The sequence below is a fragment of the Achromobacter sp. JUb104 genome (assembly GCF_024806975.1).
In the GTDB taxonomy this organism is placed as follows: domain Bacteria; phylum Pseudomonadota; class Gammaproteobacteria; order Burkholderiales; family Burkholderiaceae_B; genus Achromobacter; species Achromobacter spanius.
In genome coordinates this window covers 572,425-591,608 of sequence record NZ_JANUEY010000003.1, presented here as the reverse complement: position 1 = coordinate 591,608, position 19,184 = coordinate 572,425, and the positions used below count along the sequence as shown (strand labels likewise).

16 protein-coding genes are annotated in these 19,184 nt (G+C 64.0%); 10 read left to right on the top strand and 6 right to left on the bottom strand.

Annotated features, from left to right (window positions below; translation table 11 throughout):
• The first annotated feature begins 69 nt into the window (after nucleotides 1–69).
• Both M2361_RS23175 and M2361_RS23170 read left to right on the top strand, forming a co-directional pair.
• Nucleotides 70–1,410, top strand: coding sequence for a CitMHS family transporter (locus M2361_RS23175; RefSeq protein ID WP_310508925.1), 1,341 nt, complete (start codon nucleotides 70–72; stop codon nucleotides 1,408–1,410).
• A gap of 37 nt (nucleotides 1,411–1,447) precedes the next feature.
• Complete coding sequence (locus M2361_RS23170) at nucleotides 1,448–2,188, top strand: SDR family oxidoreductase (protein WP_259251982.1); 741 nt, start codon at nucleotides 1,448–1,450, stop codon at nucleotides 2,186–2,188.
• A gap of 41 nt (nucleotides 2,189–2,229) precedes the next feature.
• Here the strand turns inward: M2361_RS23170 and M2361_RS23165 are convergent, their stop codons facing one another.
• Nucleotides 2,230–2,622, bottom strand: coding sequence for a type II toxin-antitoxin system HicB family antitoxin (locus M2361_RS23165; RefSeq protein WP_100857414.1), 393 nt, complete (start codon nucleotides 2,620–2,622; stop codon nucleotides 2,230–2,232).
• Between the two features lie 49 nt (nucleotides 2,623–2,671).
• Complete coding sequence (locus tag M2361_RS23160) at nucleotides 2,672–2,854, bottom strand: type II toxin-antitoxin system HicA family toxin (protein WP_100857904.1); 183 nt, start codon at nucleotides 2,852–2,854, stop codon at nucleotides 2,672–2,674.
• 168 nt (nucleotides 2,855–3,022) lie between these two features.
• On the opposite strand from M2361_RS23160, the gene M2361_RS23155 reads away from it, so the two are divergent.
• Nucleotides 3,023–3,364: a hypothetical protein gene (locus tag M2361_RS23155; RefSeq protein WP_259251981.1), complete on the top strand. Its 342-nt coding sequence runs from the start codon at nucleotides 3,023–3,025 to the stop codon at nucleotides 3,362–3,364.
• 19 nt (nucleotides 3,365–3,383) lie between these two features.
• Here the strand turns inward: M2361_RS23155 and M2361_RS23150 are convergent, their stop codons facing one another.
• A complete protein-coding gene (locus tag M2361_RS23150; RefSeq protein ID WP_259251980.1) occupies nucleotides 3,384–3,821 on the bottom strand; it encodes a hypothetical protein in 438 nt (145 codons plus the stop codon).
• Between the two features lie 465 nt (nucleotides 3,822–4,286).
• On the opposite strand from M2361_RS23150, the gene M2361_RS23145 reads away from it, so the two are divergent.
• The 3 genes from M2361_RS23145 to M2361_RS23135 all read left to right on the top strand — a co-directional run bounded on the left by M2361_RS23145 (nucleotide 4,287) and on the right by M2361_RS23135 (nucleotide 5,840).
• A complete protein-coding gene (locus M2361_RS23145) occupies nucleotides 4,287–4,490 on the top strand; it encodes a cold-shock protein (protein ID WP_050448526.1) in 204 nt (67 codons plus the stop codon).
• 54 nt (nucleotides 4,491–4,544) lie between these two features.
• On the top strand, nucleotides 4,545–4,802 hold the full coding sequence (locus tag M2361_RS23140; protein WP_259251979.1) for a hypothetical protein: 258 nt from the start codon (nucleotides 4,545–4,547) through the stop codon (nucleotides 4,800–4,802).
• A gap of 120 nt (nucleotides 4,803–4,922) precedes the next feature.
• Nucleotides 4,923–5,840, top strand: a complete 918-nt coding sequence (locus tag M2361_RS23135; protein WP_259251978.1) for a DUF808 domain-containing protein — start codon at nucleotides 4,923–4,925, stop codon at nucleotides 5,838–5,840.
• A gap of 99 nt (nucleotides 5,841–5,939) precedes the next feature.
• On the opposite strand, the gene M2361_RS23130 is transcribed toward M2361_RS23135, so the two are convergent.
• Genes M2361_RS23130 through M2361_RS23120 form a run of 3 tightly spaced genes read right to left on the bottom strand, consistent with a single transcriptional unit; the run spans nucleotide 5,940 to nucleotide 11,787 of the window.
• Nucleotides 5,940–7,469: an efflux transporter outer membrane subunit gene (locus M2361_RS23130; RefSeq protein ID WP_259251977.1), complete on the bottom strand. Its 1,530-nt coding sequence runs from the start codon at nucleotides 7,467–7,469 to the stop codon at nucleotides 5,940–5,942.
• A 2-nt stretch (nucleotides 7,470–7,471) separates the two neighbouring features.
• Nucleotides 7,472–10,684 (bottom strand): efflux RND transporter permease subunit, encoded by a 3,213-nt coding sequence (locus tag M2361_RS23125; protein ID WP_259251975.1) that lies wholly within the window; start codon nucleotides 10,682–10,684, stop codon nucleotides 7,472–7,474.
• Entirely contained in the window at nucleotides 10,681–11,787 is a 1,107-nt protein-coding gene (locus M2361_RS23120; RefSeq protein ID WP_259252651.1) for an efflux RND transporter periplasmic adaptor subunit, read from the bottom strand. The genes M2361_RS23125 and M2361_RS23120 overlap by 4 nt, the downstream gene beginning before the upstream one ends.
• Before the next feature lie 212 nt (nucleotides 11,788–11,999).
• Here M2361_RS23120 and M2361_RS23115 point away from each other — a divergent pair, with 212 nt between their 5' ends.
• The 4 genes from M2361_RS23115 to M2361_RS23100 all read left to right on the top strand — a co-directional run bounded on the left by M2361_RS23115 (nucleotide 12,000) and on the right by M2361_RS23100 (nucleotide 19,178).
• Nucleotides 12,000–12,653: a TetR/AcrR family transcriptional regulator gene (locus M2361_RS23115; RefSeq protein ID WP_259251973.1), complete on the top strand. Its 654-nt coding sequence runs from the start codon at nucleotides 12,000–12,002 to the stop codon at nucleotides 12,651–12,653.
• Between the two features lie 109 nt (nucleotides 12,654–12,762).
• Nucleotides 12,763–14,733 carry a choline BCCT transporter BetT gene (locus M2361_RS23110; RefSeq protein WP_259251971.1) on the top strand — a complete coding sequence of 657 codons (1,971 nt, stop codon included), beginning with the start codon at nucleotides 12,763–12,765 and terminating at the stop codon, nucleotides 14,731–14,733.
• Between the two features lie 172 nt (nucleotides 14,734–14,905).
• On the top strand, nucleotides 14,906–16,060 hold the full coding sequence (locus tag M2361_RS23105; protein WP_259251970.1) for an efflux RND transporter periplasmic adaptor subunit: 1,155 nt from the start codon (nucleotides 14,906–14,908) through the stop codon (nucleotides 16,058–16,060).
• Between the two features lie 16 nt (nucleotides 16,061–16,076).
• A complete protein-coding gene (locus tag M2361_RS23100; RefSeq protein ID WP_259251968.1) occupies nucleotides 16,077–19,178 on the top strand; it encodes a MexW/MexI family multidrug efflux RND transporter permease subunit in 3,102 nt (1,033 codons plus the stop codon).
• Nucleotides 19,179–19,184: the final 6 nt, after the last annotated feature.

Below are 19,184 nucleotides of genomic sequence, written 5' to 3'. Positions count from 1 at the left end.
TCTTCTGCACCTGCCTCCCTTGCTGGAGGCGGCGCCACACATAACAACGACTAGTCGGAGATACCCCTCATGCTGTTGACCCTGCTTGGCTTTGGCATGGTGATCACGTTCATGACGTTGATCATGACCAAGCGCCTGTCGCCCTTGGTCGCCCTGATCCTTGTCCCCATTATTTTTGCGTTGCTGGGCGGCTTTGGCGCCGGCATCGACAAGATGATGCTGGACGGCATCCGCAAGATTGCGCCCACCGGCGTGATGCTGATGTTCGCCATCCTGTATTTCGGGGTGATGATCGACGCCGGACTGTTCGATCCCATCGTCGGCCGCATCCTGCGCGCCGTGAAGGGTGACCCGCTGAAAATCGTGGTGGGCACGACGGTGCTGGCGCTGGTGATCTCCTTGGATGGCGACGGCTCGACCACCTACATGATCGTGGTGGCCTCGATGCTGCCGCTGTACCGCCGCCTGAAGATGAACGCGCTGTCCATGACCTGCCTGGCGATGCTGGCCAGCGGCGTCATGAACCTGACGCCATGGGGCGGGCCGACCGCGCGTGCCGCCAGCGCCCTGCATGTGGACGCGGGAGACATCTTCATTCCGCTGGTGCCGGTGATGGGCGTGGCTATCGTGGCGCTGCTGATCCTGGCGTTCATGCTGGGCCTGAAAGAGCGCCGCCGCCTGGGCGTGCTGTCGCTGCCGGAGGGCGCGTCGCTGCATGCCGGCTACGACGAGGACGGCCCCAAGAACCTGCCTGAAATCGAAGTCGACCATGACCTGCGCCGCCCCAAGCTGCTGTGGGTGAACGCCGGCCTGACGCTGGCGCTGATGGTCAGCCTGGTGATGGGTGTCCTGCCGCTGCCGGTGCTGTTCATGATCGCGTTCGCGATCGCCCTGATCATCAACTATCCGAACCTGGCCGAACAACGCCGCCGCGTTGCGCAGCACGCGGGTAATGTGCTGTCGGTGGTGTCGCTGATTTTCGCGGCGGGCATCTTCACGGGCATTTTGTCCGGCACGGGCATGGTGGAAGCCATGTCGCGCAGCCTGCTTGCCGTGATTCCGGATGCGATGGGCCCGTACCTGGCGGTCATTACCGCGCTGGTCAGCCTGCCGTTCACGTTCTTCATGTCGAACGACGCTTTCTACTTCGGGGTGTTGCCCATTCTGAGCGAAGCGGCGCAGGGCTATGGCATTTCGGCCGTTGAAATGGCGCGCGCGTCGCTCATCGGGCAACCGGTGCACTTGCTGAGCCCGTTGGTGCCGTCCACCTACCTGCTGGTGGGCCTGGCCGGCGTGGAATTCGGCGACCACCAACGCTATTCGCTGAAGTGGGCCACGCTGGTCTGCATGGTGATGCTGGTAGCCGCCCTGGCGTTTGGCCTGTTCCCGCTTGTGGGCGCGGTCGCTTGATTCGCGGCGCTTGCCGCACATTGATTAAGGAGTGGTCATGGCTTTGCGTATCGCTTATGTCACCAGCGGAATGGGCCACACGGGCACCGCGATCTGCCAGGCGCTGCATCAGGCGGGGCACCGTGTGGTGGCCGGCTGCGGCCCGCGTTCGTCGCGCCGGGATAGCTGGTTGAAGGAACAGAAGTTCCTGGGCTACGACTTCGTCGCGTCGGAGGGCGACGCCACCGACTGGGCATCAACCGAGGCGGCGTTCGCGAAAGTACGCCGCGAGGTCGGCGAGATCGACGTGCTGGTCAACAACGCCGGGTCGATGCTGGACATGCGCTTTCGCCAAATGGGCTATGCCGACTGGGCCGCGGTGCTGCGCAGCAATCTGGACACGCTGTTCAACAGCACCAAGCAGGTGGTCGACAGCATGGCCGACCGGGGCTGGGGGCGCATCATCAACATTGGTTCGGTGGCGGCGGAAAAAGGCCAGATCGGCCAGATCAATTACGCCACGGCCAAGGGCGCGGTGATCGGCTTCACGCGGTCGCTGGCGCAGGAAGTGGCCGCGCGCGGCGTCACGGTGAACCTGGTGTCGCCAGGCTTCATCGCCGACGACACCGTGAAGGCGTTTCCGCCAGCGCTGCTGGATCGCATCATCGAAAGCGTGCCGGTCGGACGCCTGGGCACCGCCCACGACTTGGCCGGGCTGTGCGCCTGGCTAGCCTCCGACGAGGCCGCCTTCGTGACGGGCGCCAACTACGCGATCAACGGCGGCGTGTATATGAGCTGAAGGCGGGGGGCGGGTGTGGGCCTCTCTGCTAGTCGCTGAATCTAGTGCGTCAATGCCAGATGAGCGATGTAGCCAGATCGGCTTTCTCCCGCCGCACGCGCTTTGGCGTCGATCCTTGCAAGGATTCGGCGGGGCAGCGTGATGTTGATGCGTTCGATGGTGTCGTCCATGACGGCCGGATCGATTTCAACGATGGCCCAAACCCAGCCCGCGAATTCCGGATTCGCTTGGTGACCCGCAATGCTGGTGGCAACGGGTACGGGGGTGCCGCTATCCAACGCGGTTTCAATCCACAGCTCGATCGCTTCTTTTGCGTTCTCGATAGCTTCGTCTATGCCTGAGTCGGCGGCGGAAAAGCAGCCCGGCAGATCCGGCACGACGACGCCCCACGCTTGCGTCTCGCTGCCGGGTTCAATGGCGATTGGATATTTCATGAGTTTCCTTGGCAAGCCATGTGCGGACCGATGGTCCAGCGATACCGGGCTACTTCAGGCCGGCTTGCGTCAGCAGTTTCGTAACCAGTCCGATCCCCAAGTCCTTCTTGGGGTGAGGCACGCTGATATGCCCAGCTTTTTGCGGGTGGACGAAAATGTGATGCGAGCCTTTCGCATGTCGGAATACCCAGCCCGCTTGGCGAAGCTGTCTGATGATCTCGCGGCTGTTCATGATGTGTACCATACACACCAAACAATTGGGAAGGGGCCAAATGGGTCGTTTATCGGACCCAGTTACGCGAACCGGCGCTCACGTGGAGCGATCCTGGCCCGGATTGATTCGCGAGCAAGGTCCCTATGCAAAAATGCACCGTTTTGAATTTCAACAGGGAGCGGTTCGATGCAAGCTAAGTGGTTGGCGGTGGCAGGCGCGGCGGCTGTGTTGGCGCTGGCGGGATGCGGCAAGAAAAATGAATACCCCGAGAGTGTTCGCCGCGTGACCTATAGCGCCTGCGTGGAAGGCTTCAAGAAAAGCGCGGGCGCGTTGCCCGATGTCGATGCGCGCTCAGAGGCCTATTGCAATTGCGTGCTGGACGGTTTGCAAAAGTCCGTGCCGCTCAAGGACTACACCGCCTATGACCGCATGTTGATCACCAACGAAAAAGGCGCGGAACGCGATCGGGTCGAAGCCCTGGTCAATGGCGTCGTGAATATGTGCGTGGCAGAGCAGACGCAAAAGTAGTGCTGCTTGCCGGCCGCGTCTAGCGGCCCAGCTTCATCGACACATCCGTATGCGTGCCACGGTCCAGATCCGCGCCCAGGGGCTGATCCCACTCGGGTAGGTTCAGCAGTTCCTTGCTGACTTCGCCCGCTTCGATGCGGCGTGCGATGTCGTCCAGCAACTGCGTACGGGTAGCAAAGCCCTTGCCTTGCAGATCGCGGGCAAAGAGCCGGTACGTCAGGTTGGGTTCTTCGCCCTTCATGACGCCCAGGTCCAGGATGCGGCCTTGCTCATTGCGCATCAGCAAGTGCCCGGGCCGCGCATAGATACGGTAAATGCGCCATGGCGAAGCGATGGCGGCGTGGTCGCGCTGTGGCTCGCGCCTGGGCTCGCCACCCGGGGCAGGGCGCGGCGCTGAGGGCAGCAACTTGACGCAGGCGTTGGCGAATTTGGCGATTGACCTTCGGATCGCGCTCACGCTGGAACCGAGATCCGCGCGTGTGCGAGGAAAGACCGTTGTGTGCTGGGGCGGGCGCGCGCGTAGCGCTTGCGGTGGTGGTGCATGGCCATACTCCTGTATGGCGATACGGCGAGGTGACGCGCGTTCAAGCACCATTGCGCCAGCATACGCGCTTTATCGTTCGGGTATACGCTTATCCAGGCTTCGTTACTCAATAGGGCAACGCCAAGGGATCTTCCCAGACCCTTATTACGCAATGATTTCATTAATAAGCGTTTATTTTTCGCGTAACTGATGCTTGCGTGGTAATTGGAAACGCCAATTGACATTACCCACCCCTGCACCCATAGTGGATATGAAGCTTTTCGAGCATCGTGATTTTCGTCCGGTCTTGCTCCCCTTGGGGCGCTTCATTGTTCGCTGTCCTTTCCTTGATAGGCTCATCTTCGCGGGCAACGCCTGCATTTAAAAAGGAATGAGATTATGGAAACCGGAATCGTAAAGTGGTTTAACGATGCGAAAGGGTTTGGCTTCATCATGCCCGAAGACGGCGGCAAGGATTTATTCGCGCATTTCTCGGAAATTGTTAGCGAAGGACACAAAGTGCTGATGGAAAACCAACGCGTCAGCTACGTCACCGCACAGGGCGCCAAGGGGCCCCACGCCACGCAAATTCGCGCTTTGTAAATAAAGGCCCATTGGGCCTTTAACGTTTGGCCTTTAAATACTGAAGGGGCTTTTATGTTTCACAACAATATGGTTTACAAGGGCTATCGGCTTACCGCCAATGTTTCCCGGATAGCAGTCGGGGGCAGCGGCCGGCCCGCGTTTACCGCAACGGTAGCGGTTGAACTGGCGGCCGACCAAGACAAACTCAACGAGCATCATGCCGTGCCGCTGTTCGAATCAGGCGGATTTGTATCCAGCCCGGGCATGGCAGTGGATGCCGCGATCAATCATGGCCGGCTTGTGGTTGATTCACATGCCAGGCCGTCTTGATATGCCGCGGCATCGCGCTGCGTACCGGCCAGTCAGGGCCGCCCATTTGGGCGGCCTTTTTGTTGGCGCGCGTGGCCGCCTGTAAACTCTGAGCACCTTCATGGGCTCGGGAGATGCTTGATGGCCGGCAGCAGTTTCTTTGCATTGTTCGATGACATCGCGACCATTCTGGATGACGTTTCCGTCATGACCAAAGTCGCGGCCAAGAAGACGGCCGGCGTGCTGGGCGATGACCTGGCGCTGAACGCGCAGCAGGTCAGCGGGGTGCCGGTCAACCGGGAACTGCCCGTGGTGTGGGCGGTGGCCAAGGGGTCGTTCATCAACAAGCTGATCCTGGTGCCGTCGGCGCTACTGATCAGCGCGTTCGCGCCCTGGGCGGTGACGCCGTTGCTGATGCTGGGCGGCGCGTTCCTCTGCTACGAAGGCGTAGAGAAACTGGCGCACAAATTCCTGCCGCATGGCGACTCTGACGAGGGCAACCACGAGGCGCGCGCGCAAGCCCTGCAGGACACAGCGGTGGACATGGTTGCGTTTGAACGCAACAAGATCAAGGGCGCCATTCGGACCGACTTCATCCTGTCGGCCGAAATCATCGTCATCAGCCTCGGGGCGGTGGCGGGCGCGGATTTCACGCGCCAGGTGGCGGTGCTGTCCATCATTGCCATTGCGATGACGGTCGGCGTGTACGGCCTGGTGGCCGGTATCGTCAAGCTGGACGATCTGGGCTTGCACCTGAGCCAGAAGCGCACGCAGGCGGTGGCGTGGCTGGGCCGGGGCATCGTGGGCGCCGCGCCCTATCTGATGAAGACCTTGTCGGTGGTTGGCACCGCCGCGATGTTCATGGTGGGGGGCGCCATTCTTACGCACGGCATTGCGCCGGTGCACGCGGCCGTTGAACACGCCGCGGCCGCGGTGGGCGGCGGGGGCGTGGTGCAGGCGTTGACGTCCACCGTTCTCAACGCCCTGTTCGGCATCGTGGCCGGTGCGGTGGTGCTGGGCGTGGTCAGCGTCGTCAAGCGGCTGTTCAAGAAAAGCTGAAGCTAAGTTCAGTTCTAACAGGACAAGCAACCAAGGCCCCGCGCCTCAAGCGTTGGGGCCTGTGCGGTCAAGCCGCGCTGAAGACAGAAGCGCGCGTCGTCAGGGCGCTTGCGCCGCCACTTCCGGTGCACGTGCCGGAGAACCCATGGCCTGGAACAGCGCGGCCGTTTCCGTCAGCCGGGCATTTGCGTATTCCAATTCACGCAGCCGCGCCGCCACATAGTGTTCTTCCGCCGCGAACTCGGTATAAGGCGCCAGCGCGCCCAGGCGTACGCGGCTGGCCGTGTTGCGGTAGGACTGCTCGGCCGCGCGGCGCGAGGCCTCGGCCGAGGCCAGCGCTTGCCCGTCGGCGTCCAGCCGCGCCAAGGTATCGGCCACGTCCTGGAATGCGGTCAGCACGGTTTGCTTGTATTGCAGCACCGACGCCTCGTAGCGTTCCTTGGCCGCGCGACGCTCGGCCAACAAGGCACCGCCATGGAAAATGGGCTGAGTGAGCGATGCCCCGATGGCCCAGATGGAACCCGCGCCCGATAGGGCCGCCGGCCAACTGAAGCCGCCTTTGCCCATGGAGGCGGACAGCGACAGGCTGGGGAACAACTGCGCGGTGGCCACACCCACATCGGCGGCGGCGGCCTGTACCACCGCGTCGGCCACCAGAATGTCCGGGCGCGAGGCCAACAATTCCGAGGGCACGACCACCGGCACCTTGGCCGGCACCGCCAGCATGCTGAAGGCCAGGTCGTCCGGCGCCTGGTCGGGGCTGCGGCCCAGCAGCACCGCCAGCGCATGGCGCGTGGCCTGCCATTGCGCGCGCAGGCCGGGCAGCGAGGCCTCCAGCGTGGCGGCATCCTGGTCGGCATCCAAGGCGTCGTTCTGCGAGGCCGACCCCAGTTCGTAGCGTCGCTGCGTATCGCGCGCCACCTGGCGCAACAACACCACCTGCTTTTCGGTCAGCGCGACCCGTTCGGCCAGGGAGGCCGACCTGATGGCGCCGGTGACGATATTGCCGGCCAGTGAGCGCCGCGCGGATTCCAGCTGGAAGGCCTGTTGCTCGACTTGCGCCGCTAGCGAGGCATTGGCAAAGCGCGCCGCGCCAAACAGGTCCAGGTCATAGCTGGCCTGGACCTGGCCGGTGAAGACGTTATAGAGCGCCGTGGGCTGGGGCAGGTTGGGCATGGTCAGCGCGCGGTTGCGCGTGGCGCTGGCGCCGGCGTCCACCGACGGCAGCAGCGACGAATTCACCTGCGCGCGCAACTGTTCGCGCGCGCCAGCCAGGTTGCGTTCGGCTGCCGCCAAGTTGGGGCTGTTGGCCAAGCCTTCCTGCACCAGGGCGTTCAACGCATCGGAACCATAGCGCTTCCACCATTCGGGCACGGGCCGCGCACCCTGTTCAAAGCGCTGCGCCACGCCTTGCGCGGCGGCGCCCTGGGCGGGCGTGGGTTCCACACCGTACTGGGCAGGCGAGGCCACGGCGGGCGGCTTGCTGTCCGGCGCGAAGGCGCAAGCGCTCAATGCCAGCAGCAAGGGTAAAGCCAGGGGTAAAGCCAAGGGCCGGGCCAGCGGCCGCGCGCCAGGGAGGGCGGAAGGGATCGTCGGGGTCGGACGAGCGGGGTGGATCGGATGGTTCATCATCAGGCTCCTCGTTCCAGCGTGTCGGCGGCGTTGGCGCCGGGTGGCACGCCTTCGGGTTCGTCGCGTTCGTCGTGACGCACGCGGAACCAGGCCGCATACAGCGCGGGCAGGAAGAACAGCGTCAGCACTGTGGCGCTGGTGATGCCGCCCATCAACGCCGTGGCCATGGGGCCGAAGAAGTTGCTGCGCAAGAGCGGAATCAGCGCCAGCACGGCGGCGGCGGCCGTCAACACAATCGGACGGAAGCGCCGCGCGGTGGCGCCGACAATCGCGTCCACGCGTTTGTGGCCGTTCAGGATGTCCTGCTCGATCTGATCAACCAGAATCACTGAGTTGCGCATGATGATGCCGAACATGGCGATGACGCCCAGCATGGCCACGAAGCCGAAGGGTTTGCCGAACAGCAGCAGCGCCGCCACCACGCCGATCAAGCCCAGTGGCGCGGTCAGCACCACCATCAGCACGCGGGCGAAGCTTTGCAGTTGCACCATCAGCAGCGTCAGCACGGCCACCGCCATCAGCGGCATCTGCGCGTTGATGGACGACTGGCCCTTGGCGCTTTCCTCGACCGGCCCACCGACCTCGATCCGGTAGCCCACCGGCAGGTCGGCGCGGATGGCATCCAGCTTCTTGTTGATGGCACGGGTGACGTCGATGCCTTCCGCGCCGCTCACCACATCCGCCTGCACGGTGATGGTGGGCTGGCGGTCGCGTTCCCAGATCACGCCGTATTCCAGGTCGTAATGCACCTGGCCCAGGCTGCCCAGCGGCACGGGGCCATTGGGCGTGGGCATGGCCAGCGTGGCCAGGCGGGCGGGGTCGACCCGTTCTTCGCGCGGCGCGCGCAGGCTGACGTTGATCAGCTTGTCGCGTTCGCGGTACTGCGTCACGGTATAGCCCGACAGCGTCATGGCCAGGAAGTCCGAGATGTCGCTGGAACTGATGCCCAGTTCGCGCGCCTTCTGCTGGTCAATCTCGAAACGCACGGACCGTTCCGAGGGCTCGTCCCAGTCGAACTGTGTGTTGACCGAGCGGTTGTCGGCGCGGACTTCCGCGGCTACTTTTTCCGCCACCGCGCGCACTTCCGGAACCTTGTCGCCACTGACGCGGAACTGCACTTGGTACCCGACGGGTGGCCCGTTTTCAAGCCGCGACAGCCGGGTGCGGATGGCAGGGAAATGCTCGCGCAACATCGGCGCCAGCCAACTGGCCAGCTTTTCGCGGTCTTCCACGGAATGCGCGGTAATGACCAATTGGCCGAAGTTCGGCGTGGCCAGTTGCTGGTCCAGCGGCAGGTAGAAGCGCGGTGCGCCGGTGCCCACGAAGCTGACCGTGTGGTCGATCTCGGGTCGACCCTCCAGCGCCTTTTCCACGCGCTCGACCTGGCGCAGCGTGGCCGCGAACGACGCGCCTTCTTGCAGGCGCACGTCCACCAGCAGTTCGGTGCGGTCCGAGCTGGGAAAGAACTGTTGCGGCACGAACTTGAAGCCCGCCATCGCGATGACGAAGATCACCACGGTGCCCGCCAGCACCCAGAAGCGGCGGTCCACGCACCACGCGACCCAGCCGCGCAGGCGCTGGTAGAAGCGGGTGTTGTAGATGTCGTGTTCGTGGTCGTGCGGCAGATGCGCTTCGCGCTTGCGTTCAGGCAGCAGCCGGTAACCCAGCAGCGGAATCAGCACCACGGCGGCAAACCACGACGTGATCAGCGCAATGGCCGACACCTGGAAGATTGAACGGGTGTATTCGCCGGTGCTGGACTTGGCCAGCGCAATCGGCAGAAAGCCCGCCACGGTGACCAGCGTGCCGGTCAACATGGGAAACGCGGTGCTGGTGTAGGCAAAGGCGGCGGCGCGCGCGCGGCTCCAGCCTTGCTCCAGCTTTACCGCCATCATTTCCACGGCGATGATGGCATCGTCCACCAGCAGGCCTAGCGCCAGCACCAAGGTACCCAGCGACACCTTGTGCAGGCCGATGCCGAACATGTCCATGAACAGCGCGGTGATGGCCAGCACCACCGGTATCGAAATCACCACCACCATGCCGGTGCGCAAGCCCAAGGACACCAGGCTGACGATCAGCACGATGGCCACGGCCTCGGCCACCGAGCGCAGGAATTCATCCACCGAATCCGACACGGCGTCCGGCATGCTGGACACTTCGGTCAGCGTCAGGCCGGCAGGCAGTTGCGCTTTCAGCTTTTCAAAAGTCGTGTCCAGGGATTCGCCCAGTCGCACCACATCCTGGCCCGGCTGCATGGTGATGCCGATGCCCAACACGGGGGCGCCGCCGAATCGCATTTGTTCGATGGGCGGGTCGTCGTAGCCACGGTGGATGGTTGCGATGTCGCCCAGCCGGATCGACTTGCCGTTCACGCGGATCAGCGTATCCGCCAGCGCGCGGCTGTTGTCGAATTGGCCGGTGGGCCGCACGAAGATGCGGTCGTCGGCGGTGGTCAGGGTGCCGGCGCCGGCCACCGCGTTCTGCGTGTTGATGGCTTGCGCAATCTGTTGGGGTGACACGCCCAAGCGCGTCAGTTGCGTGTTGGAGATTTCGATGTAGACGTGTTCGGCCGGGTCGGCAAAGTAGTCAACCTTGGCCACGCCGGGCACGCGCAGCAGCACGGTGCGCAGGCGGTCGGCGTAGTCATGCAGCTGCGCGGGTGTAAAGCCGTCGCCGTGCAGCGTGTAGATGTTGGTGTAGACGTCGCCGAATTCGTCGTTGAAGAACGGGCCTTGCACGCCTTGCGGCAGCGTGGCCTGGATGTCGCCCACCTTCTTGCGGATCTGGTACCACTGGTCGGCCACCGTGTTGGCGGGCGCCGAGTCTTTCATGGTGTAGAAGATCAGCGATTCGCCGGGCCGCGAATAGCTGCGCAAGAAGTCCGTATTGGCGGTTTCCTGCAGCTTTTTGCCGATGCGGTCGGTTACCTGTTCCTGCACCTGCTGCGCGGTGGCGCCGGGCCACAGGGTCTTGATGACCATCACGCGGAACGTGAAGGGCGGGTCTTCGGACTGGGCCAGCTTGGAATACGACAGCACGCCAAAGAGCGTGACCAGGGTAATCAGGAAAATCACCAGCGGCTGGTGGCGCAATGCCCAGGCCGACAGGTTGAATTTGCCTTCCTTGTGCTCGTGGCCGGGGTCATTGCCAGGTTGGTTGCCAGGTTCGTGGCCAGCTTCCTTGCCAGGTTCTTGGGGGCCGGCGCTCATGATGCGAAGTCCTCGGGGTGCAAGGGCGCCACGGGGCGGACTTTTTCACCGGCGGTCACCGTATGTACCCCTTGCCAAACCACGCGCTCGCCAGCTTGCACGCCGTTGGACAGCGTGACCGTGCGTGCGTCATAGCGCAGCACCTTTACGCGGCGCAGTTCCAGCGTGTCTTCTTGCGGCTTCACGACCCACACGGCGGGTTCCTTGCCGTCATGGAACAGCGCCGTGGCGGGCACGGTGTAGGTAGCTTGGCTTGCGGCGCCGGGGTTGTCGAAGCTGATGTTGGCGGTCATGCCCAGCCGCACATCTGGCGAGGGCGATTCCAGCGTTAGCTTGACGCGGTAGGTGCGGCTTTGCGGGTCGGCGGCGGGCGCGATCTCGCGCAGGACGGCGGTAAAAGTCTGGCCGGGCAGGGGTCCCAAGGTGACGCTGGCGCGCTGCCCCACGGTCAGCCCCGCCAGCACGCTTTCCGGTACGTCGCAGATGGCGTCGATATCGCCGGCCCAGGCCAGTTGGTAGACGGGTGTGCCTGCGGCCACGTTCTGGCCCGTGTCGGCCTGTTCGGCGGTGATCACACCGGCCTGATCGGCTTTTAGCGTGGTGTATTCAAGCTGGTCGGCCGATAACGCGGCTTGCTGCGCGGCCTGGTCGCGTTGCGCCAATGCCGAGGCATAGGCGTTGCGGGTCTGTTCCAACTGGTTCGTCGCGATCAGGTTTTCGCGCGCCTGGGCGCGGTCGCGCTCCAACTGTTGGCGCGCGTACGTCAGTTGATGCTGCGCGGCCGACAATTGGGCCTTGGCGGCCGCGGCGTTCTTGGCGGCGTCGGCGGGGTCCAGCTTGGCCACGACCTGCCCCGGCACCACGCTGTCGCCCAGCCTGACCTTGCGTTCGATGATCTTGCCACCCACGCGGAAAGACAACGGTGTGCTGTAGCGCGCCTGGACTTCGCCCGGCAAGGTCCAGGCGGGCAGGCGCTCGTCGGCCTGGGTGGGCATGGCGACCACGGGGCGTGGGGCGGGCGCGGGCGCTTCCTTGCGGCCGCAGGCGGCTACGGCCAGGGTCAAGGCCAGCACGGCCGGCAGCGCCAGGCGGCGCGTCCAGATTCGGCGATGCGAAAAGGCAGGCGAAGACGCCGTGTCGTCGGCAGGGGCGCGCACCGGCGAATGTGGGCGGGAATCAGGGAAATTCACGAAACACCTCGCGGCGCGAAGATGGAAAAAGAAGAATCAAACTCAATACGGCCTGAATTCTAATGCGGTAATGTATTCAGATACAAGGGTGTATTTGAGATTGCGGCCAGTGCTAAACTCGCGCCATGTCAAAAGTCCGCCTTACCCGTGAGCAAAGCCGAGACCAGACCCGTCAGCGTCTGCTGGACGCTGCGCAATCGGTTTTTCTCAGCAAGGGTTTTGTGGCCGCCAGCGTTGAAGACATCGCCGAACTGGCGGGTTATACGCGCGGGGCCTTCTATTCCAATTTCGGCAGCAAGTCCGAACTTTTCCTGCACTTGCTCAGGCGCGATCACGACAAGGTAATGGCCGACATGCGCGCCATCTTCGAAGCAGGCGAATCGCGCCAGCAAATGGAGGCACGCGTGCTGGAGTACTACAGCACGCACCACCGCGAAAACGATTGCTTCCTGCTCTGGATGGAAGGCAAGCTGCAAGCGGCGCGCGACCCGGATTTTCGCGTGGGCTTCACCGACTGCCTGCGTGAATTGCGCGCGGCCACCACCGAATACGTGCGCCAGTTTTCCGCCCAGGTCGGCACGCCGCTGCCGCTGCCCGCCGAACAGTTGGCGGTGGGCTTGCTGGCCTTGTCGGACGGCATGCAGTTCAGCTATGCGTTCGACCCGCAAGGGGTCAGCCTGGAAATGACCGAAGCCGTGCTGGCGGGATTTTTCCGCCGCGTGGTGTTTGGCGATCCTACACCGGAGAAGGCGGCGGACGGTCCGTTGGACGGCAAGTAAGGCATTGTCATCCACACGCTGGCCGTGATAGTAATACCTGCGGCGCGCTGTCGGACTGAGGGGGGCCGCGCATCGGAAATCTCCACCCTCGGGCGAAAGGAGCTGCTGCATGACTTCAGAAACCCGACCATCCACCATCAATCGACCTGTATTTTTTCCAGCGGCCATCTTCACGCTGCTGCTGGTCGGGTTCGCGATTCTGGCGCCCAAGCAGGCGCAGACCGTGTTCGACGCGGTGCAAGGCTGGATCCTGGGCAACGCCAGTTGGTTCTACATCCTGGTCGTTGCGATCATCTTGCTGGCCGTGGTGTTTCTTGCGGTCAGCCGGTATGGCGACATCAAGCTGGGGCCTGACCACAGCGAACCTGACTACCGTAATTTCACCTGGTTCGCAATGCTGTTTTCCGCGGGCATGGGTATCGGCCTGATGTTCTTCGGCGTGGCCGAACCGGTGATGCACTTCATGTCGCCGCCCGTGGGTGAAGGCGGTACCGCCATCGCGGCGCGCGAGGCCATGAAGATCACCTTCTTCCACTGGGGCCTGCACGCCTGGGCGATCTATGCGGTGGTGGCGCTGGTGCTGGCCTTCTTCAGCTATCGGCATGGCTTGCCGCTGACGTTGCGTTCGGCCTTGTATCCGCTGATCGGCAACCGCATCCACGGGCCGATCGGGCACGCCGTCGACATCTTCGCCATTCTGGGCACGGTGTTGGGCGTGGCGACCTCGCTGGGGCTGGGCGTGGCGCAGATCAACAGCGGGCTGAATCACTTGTTCGGCATACCGGTAGGGGTGACGACGCAGATCATCCTGATCATCATCACCTGCGGATTGGCGACGATATCGGTGGCCAGCGGGCTGGACAAGGGCATTCGCATCCTGTCCGAAACCAACCTGGTGCTGGCCGCGGTGCTGTTGCTGTTCGTGCTGATCGTGGGCCCCACCGTGTTCCTGTTCCAGACCTTTGTTCAGAACACGGGCGCGTACCTGTCCGACATCGTCAACAAGACCTTCAACCTGTACGCCTACGAGCCCACCGACTGGATCGGCGGCTGGACGCTGTTCTATTGGGGCTGGTGGATTGCGTGGTCGCCCTTCGTGGGCATGTTCATCGCGCGCATCTCGCGCGGGCGCACGATCCGCGAGTTCGTCACCGGGGTGCTGCTGGTGCCGGCGGGTTTCACGCTGTTCTGGATGACCGTATTCGGCGACACCGCCATCCACATGATCCTGGTGGACAAGGTGCAGGGCTTGGCGGAAGTCGTGGACGCCGATTCGTCACTGGCCTTGTTCGCCTTTCTTGAGCAATTGCCCTGGAGCGGGGTGCTGTCGGTCATTGCCATCGCGATGGTGGCGGTGTTCTTCGTGACCTCGGCCGACTCGGGGGCGCTGGTGGTTGACTTGCTGGCATCGGGCGGATCAGACCGCACGCCGGTATGGCAACGCATCTTCTGGTCGCTGCTGATGGGCGCGGTGGCCATCGCCCTGTTGCTGGCTGATGGCCTGAAGGCGCTTCAGACCGCCACCATCGCCAGCGCGCTGCCGTTCTCCATCATCTTGCTGCTGTCCCTGTGGGGCTTGTTCAAGGCGCTGAAGCTGGACGCCACCAAGCGCGGCATCCGCTACCAGTCACTGACCTTGTCGCGCCCCGCGCGCGGCGGGCAGTCCTGGGAGCGCCGGCTGCGCAACATGGTGATGATGCCGCGCCGTTCGCACGTGCAACGCTTTATCAGCGACGTGGTGCGGCCTGCCTTGGAAGACGTGGCTGATGAACTGCGCAAGCAGGGCTACGCCGTTGAAGTGCGCGAAAACGAAAGCGACGGCAGCGCCGTGCTTGAGGTGTCCCACGGCGAGCATCTGGACTTTTCGTACGCCGTGCAGCCCGAGGCCTTTGTGCGCCCCAGCCTGACGCCGGAGGAGGCTGCCGACGAAGAAGAACGCAAGTATTTCCGGGCCGAAGTGCACTTGCGCGAAGGCGGGCAGGACTACGACATCATGGGCTGGAGCCGCGATGCCGTCATCGGCGACATCCTGGACCAGTACGAACGCCATCGCCATTACCTGCACATGGTTCGAACCTGAACCCCGGCCTTGCCGGAACCTTGCGCCTGACCCAAAACCGCCAGCATCGCCTGGCGGTTTTTTTTCGCCCGATAGCCGGACGCTATTTCCCACATTGCATCTGCCACTTTGACGAAGCACGCCGAATCATGGATTATCCAAGCTTATCCTTGGATAAATAAAAGAGAGAATCATGAAGGCGAAATCTGGGGCATGGGCGGCAAGCGCCGCCGTGCTGGCGTTGGTGGTGGCAGGTGGGCTGGCCTGGAAGTACAGCCAGGCGTCGCAGCAGGGTGAATGGGCAATGGCGCCTGCCAAGGTGGCCGTGGCGCCCGCGGTGCAGGCGGCTTTTCCAATGGCGTTGAGCGGGATCGGATCCTTGGAGGCAACGCGCCAGGTGCAGCTGCCGGCGGAAGTGGACGGCCGTGTCACGCAGATTCTTTTCACGGCGGGCCAGCAGGTCAAGGCCGGCCAATTGCTGGTGCAGATGAACGATGCGCCCGAGCAGGGCGAACTGGCGCGCCTGCAAGCGCAGGCCCGTAATGCGCGCGCCTTGCTGGAACGCACGCGGCGCCTGTTGCCGCAACAGGCGGCCACGCGTGAACAGTTGGAGCAGGCGCAGGCAGACCATGACCAGGCCGCCGCCGACATCAAGCGGGTGCAGGCGCTGATCGAGCAAAAGCGCGTCAAGGCCCCGTTTGACGGCGTGCTGGGTGTGCGCCGCGTCAACCTGGGCCAGTTCACCCGGGCGGGCGATGCGCTGGTGTCGCTGACGGACGCCTCCACCGTGTACGCCAATATCACCTTGCCCGAACAGGCGCTGGGCGCGGTGCGCGCCGGGCAGCCGGTGACGGTGACGGTGGACGCCCATGCCGGCCGCGAGTTCGCCGGCCAGGTGACAACGGTGGAACCACAGGTGGATGCCGGTTCGCGCACGGTGCGCGTGCAAGCCACCTTGGCGAACGCCGATGGGGCGCTTGCGGCCGGCATGTTCGCGCACGGCCGTATCGGCCTGCCCGACCGCCCCAACGTGATCACCGTGCCCGAAACCGCCGTCAGCTACAGCGCCTATGGCGATTCGGTGTTCGTGCTGGCGCGCGCCAAGTCCGGCCAGGACGGCGCCGCCGCCACGGTGCGGCAAGCCTATGTCAAGACCGCCGAGCGCCTGCGCGGCCGGGTGGTCGTGACCGAGGGCCTGCAAGCGGGCGACCAGGTGGTGACGTCGGGCCAGCTGCGCCTGCATAACGGCGCGGCGGTGGAAGTCATTCCGTCCGACACCGTTGCGCTGGGCGGGTCTGGGCAAGCCCCGGCGCAAACCGTGGCGCAAGCCCCGGCGCAAGCCGATTGACGCGGCGGAGACAAGCATGACTTTCACCGATCTCTTCGTGCGCCGGCCGGTGCTGGCCCTGGTGGTCAGCACGCTGATCCTGCTGCTGGGCATCAAGGCGCTAAGCGGCCTGCCGGTGCGGCAGTATCCGCTGACCGAAAGCACCACCATCACCATCACCACGCAATACCCCGGTGCATCGCCCGAGCTGATGCAGGGCTTTGTCACGCAACCCATCGCGCAATCCGTGGCCACGGTCGAGGGCATTGACTACCTGTCGTCGTCTTCCACCCAGGGCCGCAGCGTCATCACGGTACGGATGAAGCTGAACGCCGATTCCAACAAGGCCATGACCGAGGTCATGGCCAAGGTCAACGAGGTCAAGTACCGGCTGCCGCAAGATGTCTACGACCCGGTGCTGGTCAAGTCCGCGGGCGAGGCGACGGCCGTGGCCTATGTGGGTTTTTCCAGCAGCACGCTGTCATTGGCGGCGTTGACCGATTACCTGTCGCGCGTGGTGCAGCCGCAGTTGTCGTCGATAGACGGCGTGGCCAGCGTGGAACTCTACGGCGGGCAAAAGCTGGCGATGCGTGTATGGCTGGATCCCAACCGCATGGCGGCGCGCGGCATTTCGGCGGGCGAACTGGCCCAGGCGCTGCGCGACAACAACGTGCAGGCGGCGCCCGGCCAGGCCAAGGGCCTGTATGTGGTGTCCAACATCCAGGTCAACACCGACCTGGTGAATGTGGCGGAATTCCGCGATCTGGTCGTCAAGCGCGATGGCGACGCGCTGGTGCGGCTGGGCGATGTGGCCACGGTGGAACTGGGGGCGGCGTCCACCGATTCCAGTGGCCTGATGGACGGCGAACCGGCCGTCTACTTCGGTCTGAACGCCACGCCGGTGGGCAACCCGCTGGTCATCGTCAAGCGCCTGCAAGAACTGGTGCCCAACATCAAGCAGAACCTGCCGCCCGGCACCAGTGTGCAAGTGCCTTTCGAGCTGGCGCGCTTCATCAGCGCGTCCATCGACGGCGTGATGCAAACCTTGCTGGAAGCCATTGCCATCGTGGTGGTGGTGATCTTCCTGTGCCTGGGTTCGTTGCGCGCGGTGCTGATTCCGGTCGTCACCATTCCGCTGTCCATGCTGGGCGGGGCGGCCATCATGGCGCTGTTCGGTTTCAGCGTGAACCTGTTGACGTTGCTGGCGATGGTGCTGGCCATCGGCCTGGTGGTGGACGACGCCATCGTGGTGGTGGAAAACGTGCACCGGCATATCGAAGAGGGCAAGTCGCCCGTGCGGGCGGCGTTGATCGGCGCGCGTGAGGTCGCGGGGCCGGTGATCGCCATGACCATCACGCTGGCCGCGGTGTATGCGCCCATCGGCCTGATGGGCGGGCTGACCGGGTCGCTCTTCAAGGAATTCGCCTTTACGCTGGCGGGCGCGGTGGTGGTGTCGGGCGTCATTGCGCTGACCCTGTCGCCCGTGATGAGTTCGTTTCTGTTGAACAGCCGCGTGTCCGATGGTTGGATGGCGCGCCGCGCCGAGCACTTCTTTGGCCGACTGGGCAACGCCTATGGCAGCGTGCTGGACGTGTCGCTGCGGCATCGCTGGGTGACCGGGTTGATTGCGGTGGCGGTGCTGATCAGCCTGCCGTTCCTGTACAACGCCGCACAGCGCGAGCTGGCGCCGGTGGAAGACCAGTCCACCGTGCTGACCGCGATCAAGTCGCCGCAGCAGGCCAACATTGATTACGTGGAAAAGTTCGGCAAGAAGTGGGACGACGTCATGAAGACCGTGCCCGAGCAGAAGGGGCGCTGGCTGATCAACGGATCGGATGGCGTGTCCAACAGCATCGGCGGGGTCGACTTCGTGGACTGGCAAGACCGCAAGCGCAGCGCCGACGAGATCCAGGCCGACATGCAGTCGCTGGCCAATCAGGTGGAAGGCAGCAACATCTTTGCGTTCCAGTTGCCGTCGTTGCCGGGTTCCACCGGCGGCCTGCCGGTGCAGATGGTGCTGATGAGCGCGGCGGATTATCCGGTGGTCTACGAGGCCATGGAAGGCTTGAAGAAGGCCGCGCGCGAAAGCGGTTTGTTCATGGTGGTGGATAGCGACCTGGACTACAACAACCCGGTGGTGCAGTTGAAGGTGGACCGCGCCAAGGCCAACAGCCTGGGCGTCACCATGAAAGCCATCGGCGACACCTTGGCGGTGCTGGTGGGCGAAAACTACGTCAACCGCTTCGGCATGGACGGGCGTTCGTATGACGTCATTCCGCAGAGCCAGCGCGAACAACGTGTGTCGCCAGAAGCCTTGGCGCAATTCCACGTCAAGAGCGCCAGCGGCGCGCAGGTGCCGCTGGCCAACCTGGTAACGGTGTCCATGGGCGTGGAACCCAATTCGCTGACCCAGTTCAACCAGCTGAACGCCGCCACCTTCCAGGCCATCCCGATGCCCGGCGTCACCATGGGCGACGCGGTGAAGTTCCTGTCGGCACAGGCGCAGCGCTTGCCCGCCGGCTTCAGCTATGACTGGCAATCGGACGCGCGCCAGTTCAGCCAGGAAGGCTCGGCGCTGATGATCACTTTCCTCTTCGCCATCATCGTCATCTATCTGGTGCTGGCCGCGCAGTACGAGAGCTTGCGCGACCCGTTCATCATTCTGGTCAGCGTGCCCATGTCGATTTGCGGTGCCTTGATTCCGCTGGCGCTGGGCATGGCCACCATCAATATCTATACGCAGATCGGCCTGGTGACGTTGATCGGCCTGATCAGCAAGCACGGCATCCTGATGGTGGAGTTCGCCAACGAGATGCAGCTTAGCCACGGGCTGGATCGGCGCGCGGCGATGGAGCAGGCCGCCCGCATCCGGCTGCGTCCCATCTTGATGACGACGGCCGCGATGGTGATGGGGCTGATTCCCCTGCTGTTTGCCACGGGGGCGGGTGCGCACAGCCGCTACAGCCTGGGCCTGGTGATTGTGGTGGGGCTGTTGGTGGGCACGCTGTTCACGCTGTTTGTGCTGCCGACCGTGTACACCGTGTTCGCCCGAGACCATCGGGCCGCCCACGACACGCCGCGAGCGCGTGAACTGTTGGCGGCGCAGGCAGAAGACGCCCGCCCGGCGACCACGCATTAAGGATGC